Source organism: Ruegeria sp. AM4 (assembly GCF_056540665.1).
This window is the reverse complement of record NZ_JBQFXD010000012.1, coordinates 37,404-49,611: the sequence shown is the minus strand read 5'-3', so window position 1 is coordinate 49,611 and position 12,208 is coordinate 37,404. Positions and strand designations below refer to the sequence as shown.

General features: G+C 58.9%; 12 protein-coding genes and 1 tRNA gene. 8 read left to right on the top strand and 5 right to left on the bottom strand.

What is annotated here, in order from left to right; genetic code table 11:
* Positions 1-62 precede the first annotated feature (62 nt).
* From ACR0JA_RS18715 to ACR0JA_RS18695, 5 genes are all read right to left on the bottom strand, one after another.
* Complete coding sequence (locus ACR0JA_RS18715) at positions 63-1,244, bottom strand: tyrosine-type recombinase/integrase (protein ID WP_480578373.1); 1,182 nt, start codon at positions 1,242-1,244, stop codon at positions 63-65.
* A 148-nt stretch (positions 1,245-1,392) separates the two neighbouring features.
* Positions 1,393-1,469: transfer RNA gene (locus ACR0JA_RS18710), tRNA-Arg, on the bottom strand.
* Positions 1,470-1,533: 64 nt separating this feature from the next.
* Positions 1,534-2,916, bottom strand: a complete 1,383-nt coding sequence (locus ACR0JA_RS18705; RefSeq protein WP_480578371.1) for a sensor histidine kinase — start codon at positions 2,914-2,916, stop codon at positions 1,534-1,536.
* An 18-nt stretch (positions 2,917-2,934) separates the two neighbouring features.
* Positions 2,935-4,353, bottom strand: coding sequence for a dihydrolipoyl dehydrogenase family protein (locus ACR0JA_RS18700; protein WP_480578369.1), 1,419 nt, complete (start codon positions 4,351-4,353; stop codon positions 2,935-2,937).
* Positions 4,354-4,356: 3 nt separating this feature from the next.
* The gene (locus ACR0JA_RS18695; RefSeq protein ID WP_480578367.1) at positions 4,357-5,088 is read right to left on the bottom strand and encodes a TVP38/TMEM64 family protein; all 732 of its coding nucleotides are present in this window, start codon (positions 5,086-5,088) and stop codon (positions 4,357-4,359) included.
* A 296-nt stretch (positions 5,089-5,384) separates the two neighbouring features.
* Here ACR0JA_RS18695 and rpmH point away from each other — a divergent pair, with 296 nt between their 5' ends.
* The 8 genes from rpmH (at position 5,385) to yihA (ending at position 12,091) form a co-directional block, all read left to right on the top strand.
* Complete coding sequence (gene rpmH, locus ACR0JA_RS18690; RefSeq protein WP_005980833.1) at positions 5,385-5,519, top strand: 50S ribosomal protein L34; 135 nt, start codon at positions 5,385-5,387, stop codon at positions 5,517-5,519.
* Between the two features lie 27 nt (positions 5,520-5,546).
* On the top strand, positions 5,547-5,972 hold the full coding sequence (rnpA, locus tag ACR0JA_RS18685) for a ribonuclease P protein component (protein ID WP_480578365.1): 426 nt from the start codon (positions 5,547-5,549) through the stop codon (positions 5,970-5,972).
* Entirely contained in the window at positions 5,969-6,205 is a 237-nt protein-coding gene (yidD, locus tag ACR0JA_RS18680) for a membrane protein insertion efficiency factor YidD (RefSeq protein ID WP_480578363.1), read from the top strand. Before rnpA ends, yidD begins: the two co-directional genes overlap by 4 nt.
* Before the next feature lie 43 nt (positions 6,206-6,248).
* Positions 6,249-7,142, top strand: a complete 894-nt coding sequence (gene ttcA / locus ACR0JA_RS18675) for a tRNA 2-thiocytidine(32) synthetase TtcA (protein ID WP_480578361.1) — start codon at positions 6,249-6,251, stop codon at positions 7,140-7,142.
* A 70-nt stretch (positions 7,143-7,212) separates the two neighbouring features.
* Complete coding sequence (locus tag ACR0JA_RS18670; RefSeq protein WP_480578359.1) at positions 7,213-8,754, top strand: putative bifunctional diguanylate cyclase/phosphodiesterase; 1,542 nt, start codon at positions 7,213-7,215, stop codon at positions 8,752-8,754.
* A gap of 126 nt (positions 8,755-8,880) precedes the next feature.
* Entirely contained in the window at positions 8,881-10,707 is a 1,827-nt protein-coding gene (yidC, locus tag ACR0JA_RS18665; RefSeq protein ID WP_480578357.1) for a membrane protein insertase YidC, read from the top strand.
* A complete protein-coding gene (locus tag ACR0JA_RS18660; RefSeq protein WP_480578355.1) occupies positions 10,704-11,441 on the top strand; it encodes an MOSC domain-containing protein in 738 nt (245 codons plus the stop codon). Before yidC ends, ACR0JA_RS18660 begins: the two co-directional genes overlap by 4 nt.
* Positions 11,438-12,091, top strand: a complete 654-nt coding sequence (gene yihA / locus ACR0JA_RS18655) for a ribosome biogenesis GTP-binding protein YihA/YsxC (RefSeq protein WP_480578353.1) — start codon at positions 11,438-11,440, stop codon at positions 12,089-12,091. The genes ACR0JA_RS18660 and yihA overlap by 4 nt, the downstream gene beginning before the upstream one ends.
* Positions 12,092-12,208: the final 117 nt, after the last annotated feature.

The following is a 12,208-nucleotide window of genomic DNA, read 5'->3' as shown; positions in this document are numbered from 1 at the left end:
TCTGGGCAAATTCCCGCATTTTATTCCAGTCGAGATGGTCCGGAGGACAAAACACCATGCGCTCAAACCTCGCGCCGTTTAGCAATCCAGGCGTTCCAGTGTTCTACTAGAATTCTCCGCCTTTCCAACAAATCCGACCGCGCATAAGCCCTCTCCACATCAGACCCAACCTGATGGGCCAAAGCCGCCTCTGCCAGTTCGCGCGGCGCGTTCGCCGCCTCCGCCGTCCAGTCCCGAAACGAACTACGGAATCCATGCACGGTAACACCATCCTGCCGCATCCGGCGTAGCAGCATCAGCATGGACATGTTCGACAAGGGCTGATGCCGTTTTTGGCCCTCAAACACATAGTCAGAGGCCAGCGCGCGCAGCGGTTCCAGAATGGCCAGCATTTCATCGGTGAGAGGGATACGATGGACATGCCCGCCCTTCATGCGCTCCGCAGGTATGGTCCACAGGCGCGCATCGACATCGACCTCGGGCCATTTCATCTCCAGCACCTCAGATGTCCGGGAAGCAGTCAGAATGGTGAACTGCAGCGCTTTGGCGGCCATGGCTGAACGGGTCTGTAGCTCGGCAAAGAACGCGGGGACCTCCTGCCACGGCATCGCGTCATGGTGTTGGACCTTGGTTTTGACGGTGGGCAGCACTTTGCCTTCGCGGATCGCGGTCACCGGGTTCTCACTCGAGCGGAAACCCTTGGACTTTGCCACGTCGAGCACCGTCTTGATCCGCTGCGACAGTCGCTTTGCGGTTTCGTGTTTCTCGGTCCAGATGGGGGACAGGCACATCAACACTTCGGGCTGATCGATGCTGTCCACCGGCATGCGTCCGATCTTGGGGAAAGCATAATCCCGCAAGGTGTTGAGCCATTGCTGGCCATGCTTGGCATTCTTCCATGTCGGCAGGCGGTCAATGTGAACCTGGCGGCTGAGTTCTTCAAAGGTCGGGATTTCACGCTGGGCATTGAAGCGCGGGTTCAGTCCGGACTTTGCCATGCGTCGATATTCGAGGGCTCTTTCCCGCGCCTGGTTCAGAGTAACGACGTCAGCTCCGCCCAAACCGAAGTCTGTGCGCAGCGGCGCGCCCTTGCGGTTCTTCTGTCCTTTGACCGTTACGCGCACGATCCAACGCCGTGCACCCGAAGGGTCAACAACAAGGTAAAGGCCAGAGCCGTCGCCATGCCGACCCGGACCGAGATTCTCTACCAGCTTCTTTGTCAGCTTCCCACTGAGCGCAGACATGAAAATACCACAAAGTATACCACTCAACGAAAGTATAGTGGTGTAATCGGATCAAATCCAATGAAACACGCCAGTGAGACTACCACCATAAAACACAAGGGTTTTAGCAGCCTGGTGTGGTTCAGCAAAATTGGAGAAAATTACCAAGTGGCGGACCGAGGAGGATTCGAACCCCCGACCCCTTGATTCGTAGTCAAGTACTCTATCCAGCTGAGCTATCGGTCCGCGTTGGTGAGGCGCTATGTAGACCCACCTCGGAGCACGTGCAAGGCGATTCTTCAAAAAACTTTCAAAAAGTACCGTCGCCGCGAGGCAGGCGAATTTCGAAGGTTGTGCCCTCGGGGCCAGTATCCTTCAGAACCAGGTCTCCGCCGTGTCCGCGCACCAGTTCCTGCGATATGGCCAGACCCAAACCGGACCCGCCTTTGCGAACGCCGCCCTGAAACGGAGTGAACAGGTTTTCCTGGGCTTTGGGCGGCAGGCCGGGGCCGGTGTCACTGATTTCAATGCACCAACTGTCGGGAAATTCAGCGCCCGAGATGATCACCTGGCCCGGCTTACCCGCTGTCACAAGCGCCTGACGGGCATTTCGAACCAGATTCAAGATGACGCGAAAAATCTGTTCGGGATCGGCGCGGGCGACCATGTCCTCGGGGACATCGTTGCGAATTTCGACGCAAGCGTCCGCGACCGCCAGCTGCTCGCTGGCGGCGACGTCCGCCGCGATATCGCGAAGGCGCACCATGGTGAGCGTCGGAGCGGGCTCTTCCGCGCGCCCAAAAGCCAGTGTGCTTTCACACAGCGACACCGCACGTGTGATCGAATTCACCAGCTTGGGCGCCATGCGCCGGACCAGAGGATCGTCACTGGCCTCGATCCGGTCGGTGAACAGTTGCGCCGAGGTCAGGATGTTGCGCAGGTCGTGGCTGACCTTGGCCACTGCGCCGCCAAGCTGTGCCAATCGCTCGCGCTGTTTCAGAGCCTGGGTCAAGTCCGTTTGCAGCGTTTTCAGTGCTTCTTCGGCCTCACGCAGCTCGGTCACTTTGGAGTTGGGAGAGATCACCCCCCGGGCATCTTCAGGCGCACTGGCATAGCGTTGCATATAGCCAACAACACCTTTGATCGGACGGACGAGAACAACCCGAACCGCAAGGAACAAAAAGAACGCGGTGATAATCGAAATGACAAAGGACAGGCCCAGGATGCGCAGGCCGTAGTCGGTCATCGCCATTCGCAGAGGCGCGCTATCGATGGTGACCTCGATCAGCAGTCCCGCGCCTTTGACCGGCTCACCAATGACACGGATGACCTCGTTCTCGACGGTAAAGAACCGGATCATCGCGTCGCGTATCAGTACCATCGGCCCGGCATCGCGCAGATCATAGGTTTTGACGATCTGTTCAGGGATCGGCGAAGACAGCATCAGTTGCCGAACCTCATCACGCCTCAGGACAACGTTGTAGACGCCGGCGTTTTCCAGCAGTTCGGCCTCAAGCTCTTCGGCCAGCATGTCATCAGCGAGCAAGGCAAGCGAAGCAATCTGCGCGCGTTCCAGTCGGTTTTGCAGAAAATCCTCGCGAAAACGCGCAATCGAGGGGACAAAAATCAAAATCTCGGCCAACATCACGAAGACCGTGGTCAGGATCAGAAATCGGCCTGACAGTGAGTTCAATCTGCTCTCCCTTTCCGATCAGGGGATCCAGCGCTGGACGAACCTGACCACATTCTTAACCGTCTGATTCTCAAACAGCCTTGGCGAGAAATAGGCACCCGCAACGCGTTTGTTAAGCTCTCCGATCGTCGGATAGGGGGAAACCATCGCCGCGACCTGGCCCATCTTCAGGTTATTGGCCAAGGCCAGCGACCACAAGTTGATCAATTCGCCCGCCTGGTGCCCTACGATTGTCGCCCCAACGGGGCGGCCCTTGACGACCATGACTTTGATGAACCCCTTGGTTTTACGCTCGGCTATGGCGCGGTCATTGTGGTGATAGTCGAAACGCGCGATCTCCAACTTGTCACCATGTTTCGCGCGCGCTAGCGCCTCGGTCAGGCCAACCTGCGCCAGTTCCGGGTCAGTATAGGTGGCCCATGGAATGTGCGTGGTCTTAGCCTTCGAGGGCAACCCAAACAAGGCCGAGCGGATGATGATGCCTGCATGGTACCCGGCCACATGGGTGAATTGCAGCCCACCCGCAACGTCGCCGATCGCATAGATCTTGCGATTGGTGGTTCGCAAGGCGTCGTCGGTCTTTATCCCGTTTCTTGTCCGCTCGATACCTGCCGCTTCGAGGTTCAAGCGGTCGATATTGGCTTTGCGGCCAGCCGCAATCAGCAGGTGCGAGCCAGCAAAAATCTCTCCCGTCTCGGTCACCACTTCGACGGCGCCCTCGGACCCGCGGATCTGAGCGACCATTGCCCGTTCGTGGATCGCGACACCTTCGGCGCGCAGGGCGTCAAGCACAATGGCCGCTGCCTCGGGGTCATCCTTGCCCAGCGCCTGCATCCCTTCGATGACGGTAACCTTGCAGCCCAGACGAATATGCGCCTGCGCCATTTCCATGCCGATTGGTCCGCCGCCGATGATCAACAGATGCTCGGGCTTGTCGCGTAGGTCGAAAATGGATTCGTTGGTGTAGTATGGGACATTGTCCAGACCGGGGATCGGCGGCACCAGAGGCGACGACCCTGTGGCAATGACAATCCGCCGCGCCGTGATTACGTGATCTCCGGCTTGAACCCGAGATGCCGAGATAAACGAACCGTATTCCCGGATTACCCTGACGCCGAACCCTTCGAACCGTTCCTGACTGTCCATCGGCTCGATCTGAGCGATCACGTCCTGCACATGATCCTTGGCCGAGGCATAGCTGACCTGCGGCGTAACATCCGCAACTCCAAACGCCGACGAATGAGATTGTGCATAGGCCGCCTTGCCGCTTGCAATCAGCGCCTTCGAGGGCACGCAGCCGAAGTTCAGGCAATCGCCGCCCATCTTGTGCCCTTCCAGCAGCACGACATCGGCCCCCATCTGGCTGGCCCCCGCTGCGACGGACAGCCCGCCAGACCCGGCCCCGATCACCAGGATATCGGTTTTCAGCTCTGTCATGGATCAGGCGCCCTTCTTGCCTTGGATGGATTTGATGACAATCGGCAACGCTGCCAAGGCGCACAAGCCCAGAATCGGACCGATGACAAAGGGCTCCCACAGAAGGGAAACGTCGGGCGTTTCGCCCCTGTCGAACACGCCGCCCAAGCCTACGCCGATCCAGGTGTAGACGATCCCACCCGGAATAATGCCCAGCGCGGTTGTCAGCAGAAAATTGCGAAACTTCACACCGACCAGCGCAGGTACCAAGTTAGCGACGAAAAACGGCACCACGGGAACGAGGCGCAGCAGGAAGAGAACCGAAATCTCATTCTCGCGCAAACCTTCCTTGAGCTTCTTAACGGTGCCTTCCGAGGCTTCAAGCTTGGCGGTCAGCGATGCACCCAAGCCCCAGCGCGCAGCCAGGAATATCGCAGAAGCGCCAATCGTCGCTGCAAAGACGTTGAAAACCGTACCCGCAAACAGACCGAACAAGAACCCGCCGGTCATCGAGGCAACCGCAGCGCCCGGCAGCGAAAACGCCACGATCACGATGTAGATCGCAACGAACGTGGCCACCATCGCCCAATAGTGAGAATCGCGCAGACCCAGCAGCGCCTCGCGGTTATCACGCAGCGTCTCAAACGTCAGATAGTCCCCCAACGTGAAGAACCCCACCAAGGCAACGGCAAGGATGATGGCCAATGGGACATGCCGCGCAAACCCGGTGCGCGGGGCCTGTGAGGTATCACTCATCTGATCATTCGCATCTGTTTGCTTCATTTCGACCCCAACATGCGCTGTTGCGCCGGTTTCCAACAGGGGCCTCACGCGGCCTTGAACTTTGTGGCCGAGAATGTGAGGGATCGGGGCATCAAACCGGGATTCTGAAACCTTTTGCACTGCGGGGTTACAGAATTGTTGCAAAAGACGCGAAATCCCCGGCGATAGGGTTTGACTTACCCCAAGCTTAGCAGTAGAGGACGGGCTTCGAACACTAGGGCAAGGCGAATCCGCGCCGCACCCGACCGCTATAGATTGGAGACGGAGCGATGAAACGCACCTATCAGCCTTCGAACCTGGTTCGCAAACGCCGCCACGGTTTCCGCGCGCGCATGGCTACCAAAGCCGGCCGCAAGATCCTGAACGCACGCCGCGCCCGTGGCCGCAAGTCGCTGAGCGCGTAAGAGCGCCCGACCTTTCAGGTTATGAACATGACGCCGCCGGAGGCCCCTGAGGATGGTATCAACCAACCCCGGGAAACGCCCCCGGCGGCGTCCGTTTGCGCACCTGTTGCTCTGACGGTACTGAAAAAACGATCCGACTTTCTGAAAGCCGCCCGGGCACGTCGGCAGGGCACGTCGTCCATGATGGTGCAGGCACGAAAACGTGCACCGGATGAGGCTGCGGGGATTCGCGTTGGTTTTACCTGCTCCAAGAAGGTCGGCAACGCAGTCGCGCGTAATCGCGCCAAACGCAGATTGCGCGAGGCGGCTCGGGCCGTGTTGACGGCCCAAGGCCAAGATGGCTGGGACTACGTGCTGATCGGTCGGGCCGAGGTGACGGCAGCGCGCGCATTCCCGGCCCTGCTGGACGATCTTCGCTATGCCTTGCGCAAGATCCACGGTGATCGGGAATGACTCTGCTTGCGCAACTCTTCGCCCTTCCCGTCCGCGCCTACCGTCTGGTTTTCAGCCCCTGGGTCGGGTTCAATTGCCGGTATCAACCGACCTGTTCGGCCTACGCACTTGAGGCGTTGGAAAAGCACGGCGCGATCAAGGGCGCATGGCTGGCCGCCAAACGTATCGGGCGCTGCCATCCCTGGGGCGGTGATGGCTATGATCCCGTTCCCAAGGATTGCTGCGGCGACTGAGGCCGCTCTTGCCCGGTATCCCCAAGTCCTGTAGGGCCAGCACATGTTTGACGACACAGACGATATCCACCCGCTTTTTGCTGGCGCGCCTTCGACGACCGAGTTCAAAAAGCTGCGCAAACGCATTGTGCGCCAAACCCGCGAGGCCATCGAGCATTACGGGATGGTGGACCCGTCTGCGCACGACAAAGCTGGTAAACCGCCGCGCTGGTTGGTGTGTCTATCGGGAGGCAAGGACAGTTATACCCTGCTGGCGGTACTGTACGAGCTGAAATGGCGCGGATTGTTGCCCGTCGAACTTCTGGCCTGCAATCTGGATCAGGGCCAGCCGGGCTTTCCGGCCACGGTGCTGCCCGAATTTCTTCAACGCATGGGCGTCCCCCATCGGATCGAATATCAGGACACCTATTCCGTCGTTGTCGACAAAGTCCCGCAGGGGCGGACATATTGCGCGCTGTGTTCGCGCCTGCGCCGCGGAAACCTCTATCGTATCGCGCGGGAAGAAGGATGCTCGGCCGTCGTTCTTGGCCATCACCGCGACGATATTCTCGAGACGTTCTTCATGAACCTCTTCCACGGCGGACGTCTTGCGACCATGCCGCCCAAACTGGTCAACGAAGAGGGCGATCTGTTCGTCTACCGTCCACTTGCCCATGTGGCCGAGGCGGATTGCGAGAAATTCGCCAAGGCGATGAACTACCCGATCATTCCCTGCGATCTGTGCGGCAGTCAGGACGGGCTGCAACGTCAGCAGGTCAAACAGATTCTCGACCAGTGGGAAAAGAACTCTCCCGGACGGCGCCAGGTCATATTCCGCGCCCTGACTAACGCACGCCCATCGCATCTGCTGGACCCGAAACTGTTCGATTTTGCAAATCTTTCGTTAAGTCCCAGCAAAATAAACGAAAATTCAGGGGAAATTCCTGATTTGCGTTAACGTCTGACTCAGATTGGTTTCCTACGGTCGACCCAAGCAATCTCTGCCCAAGTCGAAGGCCGTAAAACTGATGCGGACAAATCTTACCGTTGAACGAATTCTCGAAGCGCTGCGCCTTGGCCTAACGGGTCCTCCGGCATTGGCCTTTGTGCCCGCCGCCTGCCTGTCTGCCTTCTGGCTGGGGGGCGAGGTGGCGCTGATGGGTACCGCGCTCGTGCTGCCGCTGGCTCTTGCGGTGCTGGGTATTGCGGGTGGCCAATCGATGAAGGCCACCGTCACAGGCGCGCGCCCCAGCGGGTCCGTTCCAGTTGATGTATTCATGGATGAAATGCGCGCCATACTGACCAAGGCCAGAAATTCCGGCCAGAACGCAGCCTGTGTTGCCGTTTCGATTGACGATTTTGCCGGTATTCTGGATCTGCATGGTCAGGCGGCGGCGAACCATGTTGCGTTGCAGTTCGGCGATCGCATTCTGGCCATGATCCGCAATCAGGACATGTTCGCGCAAACCAGTCAAAATCGGTTTCTGATTGGCCTGACCCCCTCGGCCCAGCTTGATCTGGAAGCCTGCGTGCAGATGTCGGGTCGCGTCCAGAATGCGGTCGAAGAACCGTTTCTGCTGAACGGAACCAGTGTGTATCTGTCCTGCTCGATTGGCTTTTGCCTGCTGTCGGGTCTGCCTGAAGGCGGCGCAGATGACTGGGTTGATGCCGCCACCGCCGCGCTGGCAGAGGCGCAGAGAAACGGGCCATCAACGATTCGCGCCTTTTCCACGGAAACGCGTCGACGCACCCTGGTCCGCGCCAACCTGCGCAAGGATTTTGTCGCCGCGCTGGACACGGGTGAGATCCGCCCCTGGTTCCAACCCCAGATCTCAACCGATACCGGAAACATCACCGGGTTCGAGGCGCTGGCCCGCTGGGAACACCCTACAAAGGGCATAATGGGACCGCAGGTTTTCTTGCCCTTTGCGGAACAGGCGGATCTGATGGAACGGCTGGGCCAGGTCATCCGGCACCACGCATTCGCTGCCGTACATGCCTGGGATGCCGCCGGTGTGATCGTTCCCCGGATCGGCGTGAACTTCTCGTCCGACGAGTTGCGTAACCCGGGCCTGATCGACCGCCTCAAATGGGAGCTGGATCAGTTCGACCTGACACCTGATCGTCTGGCGGTCGAAATTCTGGAAACCGTCTTTTCACGACGCCCCGACGATGTCATCACCCGGAATGTCACTGGGCTGGCGGCCTTGGGTTGCTGCATTGATCTGGATGATTTCGGAACCGGCCACGCGTCGATCGCATCGATCAAGCGGTTCGATGTGTCTCGTATCAAGATCGACCGGACCTTTGTGGCCAAAGCGGATCAGGACCCAAGCCAGCAACAGCTTGTCAGCGCCATTCTGACCATGGCAGAGCGCCTGAACCTCGAGACTTTGGCCGAAGGTGTAGAAACCGCAGGCGAACATGCGCTGATGGCGCAGCTGGGTGCCAATCACGTGCAGGGATTTGGTCTTCGCAAGCCGATGCCATTCGACAAAACGCTGGATTGGATGGCTGCGCATCGCGCAAAGCTGGCAGGTGCACCCAAGATCGGAGGCAAAACCGGGTGAATTGTACAATTCACCGCAGCGGAACCCGGTGTCTTGCGCGTTTTGCGGGCGATTCCACTTGACCTTTGGGGCTGCACTCTGTTGAACCCACCGGGTGTCTTTCACTGCGCAAGGTGGCTGTCCCCGATGGACGATCAGAATAAGAACCTCATCCTCGCAACCGCACTCAGCTTTCTGGTGATCCTCGTGTGGTTCGTGCTGTTCCCTCCGCCGGAGCAAACCACGGCGCCCGATACAGCCGAGATCAGCGCCACAGGCGAAACCGAGGTCCAGACGCCCAGCGCGGATACCACAACCGTCGGCGAGGCAACAGCCGCAGCGACGGAAGTTGAGCCAGAGGCGCAAGCCCCGCGCGTGCAGATCGATACCCCACGCCTGTTCGGCAGCCTGTCGCTGTCGGGTGGCCGCATTGATGAGCTGTTCCTGAAAGATTACAAGGTCTCGCTGGCCGAAGACGCTCCGATTGTCGAGCTTCTGTCGCCCGTCGGATCGGATTCAGCCTATTACGCGCTTTATGGTTGGGCCCCCGGCGCAGGCTTGAGTGGCACCGACGTCCCGGGACCCAACACGCTTTGGACGCTGGAACAGGGCGAAACCCTTGGCGTCGACAGCCCGATCACCCTTGCATGGGACAATGGCAACGGCCTGACATTCCGCCGCACGGTTTCCGTAGACGAGAACTACATGTTCTCGGTGACCCAATCTGTCGAAAACGCCACCCAAGCCGAAGTTGGCATGGCACCCTACGGCATTCTGGCCCGCCATGGCATCGGTGAGGATGGCGATCTGCCAGGCCTGAAGAACTTCTTCATCCTGCATGAAGGCGTGATCGGCATGGCGGACGGCACCCTGGCCGAGATCGATTACGGTGATGTGCGCGATTTCGACATCGACCCCAACGAGCGCGCCCAGGCCGAGGTCTATCAGGTCAAGGAGGACGGCTGGATCGGCTTCACCGATCACTACTGGATGACCACCCTGATCCCCGAACCGGGATCGGCGTTCAAGGCCGCGGCCAAATACGATGCCCGCCGCAAAATCTATCAGACCGAAACCGTTCTTCCAACACTGACGGTCGCAGCGGGTGAAACCGCCGAAGTCACGACCCGCCTGTTTGCTGGTGCAAAGGAATGGGAAGCCATTCGCGAGTATCAGTCGGAAGGTGTTCAGAAGTTCATCGACAGCATCGACTGGGGCTGGTTCTTTTTCCTGACCAAGCCGATCTTCTGGCTGCTGCATAACATCAACCTACTGATCGGCAATATGGGCTGGTCCATCATCGGCCTGACGCTGATCATCAAGGCAATCCTGTTCCCGCTGGCGTTCAAATCCTACGTCTCGATGGCGAAGATGAAGGAACTCCAGCCACAAATGGAAGCCCTGAAGGAAGCCGCTGGCGACGACCGCCAGAAAATGCAGCAGGGCATGATGGAGCTGTACAAGAAGGAAAAGGTGAACCCCGCTGCGGGCTGTCTGCCGATCCTGATGCAGATCCCGATCTTCTTCTCGCTGTACAAGGTGATCTTTGTCACCATCGAACTGCGTCAGGCCCCGTGGTTCGGCCCGTTCCAGGACCTCAGCGCGCCTGATCCAACTTCGATCATGAACCTGTTTGGCTTGCTGCCCTGGGCCGGTCCTCAACCGGAAACGTTCATGGCGTTGATCTTCCTTGGTATCCTGCCGATCCTGTTGGGAATTTCCATGTGGTTGCAGCAAAAGCTAAACCCGGCACCAACCGATCCAACGCAGGCGATGATCTTTGCATGGATGCCATGGGTGTTTATGTTCATGCTGGGCAGCTTTGCCAGCGGGCTGGTGGTCTACTGGATCGCCAACAACACCATCACGTTCACACAGCAGTACCTGATCATGCGCAGCCAGGGATATACGCCGGATGTGTTTGGCAACATCAGGTCCAGCTTCAAGCGCAAGCCCAAGACGGATGACCAATGACCGGCACAGTCACAAGCCTGTGTCGGCATCCAATCAAAAGCCACGGGCGCGAAACCCTCAGTGAAGTAACCGTGATCCCCGGGCAGACCATGCCCGGGGATCGCGTTTGGGCCGTCGCGCATGAGGCGTCAATGGCGGACGGATCAGAATGGGTGCCCTGCGTCAATTTCAGCCGAGGTGCAAAAGCGCCGGAGTTGATGGCGATTTCAGCACAGCTGAGCGGTGATCAGGTCACGCTGAGCCACCCGAACCGGCCAGACCTGACGTTCCGGCCAGATACCGAACAGGATGTTTTTCTGGATTGGGTCAAGCCGCTGATGCCGGACGACAGGGCCGCGTCCGCGCGAATTGTCCGGGTTCCGGGTCGCGGTATGACCGACAGCGATTTCCCCTCGATCAGCTTGTGCAACATGGCCTCTCATCGCGCCGTTTCGCAAAGGCTGGGGCAGGACCTCTCGATCCATCGCTGGCGGGGAAACATCTGGTTCGATGGAATGCCCCTGTGGGAGGAGTTTGACTGGATCGGGCGCGAGGTTCAGATCGGCGAAGCCGTCCTTCACGTGCGCGAACGCATCACCCGCTGCCTGGCAACCACCGCAAACCCGGATACGGGAAAGCGGGACGCAGACACGCTGGGCGCGTTGCAAAGCTGGGGCAACCAGGATTTCGGCGTCTATGTCGAAGTTTTGCAGGGCGGCACCATCACGACTGGCGACAAGGTTCAATTGCTATGACCACTCTTCGCTTTCCATTGGTGCAAGAGCCAGACCCATTCGCATTGGAAACCGGACGCAAACTGTTTGCGGGTCCGTCCGAGTTCGTCAAAGGCGTAGTTGCGATGAATGGTTTGCCCGCCCCTGATCGGTTGGAGGTTTGCTTTGCCGGGCGCTCGAACGTGGGCAAGTCCAGCCTGATCAACGCGCTGACCGGCACCAAAGGATTGGCGCGTGCCTCCAACACGCCGGGCCGCACGCAAGAGATCAACTTTTTCACCCAAGGCCCCGAGCTGTATCTGGTGGACCTGCCCGGCTATGGCTATGCGAACGCGCCGGTCAAAGTGGTCGAGAAATGGCAGCGATTGTTGAAGCAATACCTCAGCGGCCGCCAGACTTTGCGCCGGGCATTTGTCCTGATCGACTCGCGCCACGGGGTAAAGCCTGTGGACGACGAGATCATGAAACTGCTGGATACCAGCGCCGTAACTTTTCAATGCGTGATGACCAAGGCCGACAAGGTCAAAGCCAATGACCGTGCAAAGGTATTGGATCAGGTGCGCAGCGCTTTGTCGAAACACCCAGCGGCATTCCCGGAAATCGTACTGACCTCGTCCGAAAAGGGCGATGGAATCCCGAGCCTACGATCCATCATCGCGCATCTGGAATGAGCCAAACGCACCGTTAGCGAACTTGTCCGGCCGCTACGGATCATTCAGTGCGACCATTACCACGATCAAGTCTTGGCAGAACTCTCCAAAGGTCCTAACACGGAATGCCAGAGGGAC

Excerpts from the sequence above, each read along its gene's own strand:
- ACR0JA_RS18715 (WP_480578373.1), bottom strand. The coding sequence starts at position 1,244 with ATGTCTGCGCTCAGTGGGAAGCTGACAAAGAAGCTGGTAGAGAATCTC.
- ACR0JA_RS18700 (WP_480578369.1), bottom strand. The coding sequence starts at position 4,353 with ATGACAGAGCTGAAAACCGATATCCTGGTGATCGGGGCCGGGTCTGGC.
- ACR0JA_RS18695 (WP_480578367.1), bottom strand. The coding sequence starts at position 5,088 with ATGAGTGATACCTCACAGGCCCCGCGCACCGGGTTTGCGCGGCATGTC.
- rpmH (WP_005980833.1), top strand. The coding sequence starts at position 5,385 with ATGAAACGCACCTATCAGCCTTCGAACCTGGTTCGCAAACGCCGCCAC.
- rnpA (WP_480578365.1), top strand. The coding sequence starts at position 5,547 with ATGACGCCGCCGGAGGCCCCTGAGGATGGTATCAACCAACCCCGGGAA.
- yidD (WP_480578363.1), top strand. The coding sequence starts at position 5,969 with ATGACTCTGCTTGCGCAACTCTTCGCCCTTCCCGTCCGCGCCTACCGT.
- ttcA (WP_480578361.1), top strand. The coding sequence starts at position 6,249 with ATGTTTGACGACACAGACGATATCCACCCGCTTTTTGCTGGCGCGCCT.
- ACR0JA_RS18670 (WP_480578359.1), top strand. The coding sequence starts at position 7,213 with ATGCGGACAAATCTTACCGTTGAACGAATTCTCGAAGCGCTGCGCCTT.
- yidC (WP_480578357.1), top strand. The coding sequence starts at position 8,881 with ATGGACGATCAGAATAAGAACCTCATCCTCGCAACCGCACTCAGCTTT.
- ACR0JA_RS18660 (WP_480578355.1), top strand. The coding sequence starts at position 10,704 with ATGACCGGCACAGTCACAAGCCTGTGTCGGCATCCAATCAAAAGCCAC.
- yihA (WP_480578353.1), top strand. The coding sequence starts at position 11,438 with ATGACCACTCTTCGCTTTCCATTGGTGCAAGAGCCAGACCCATTCGCA.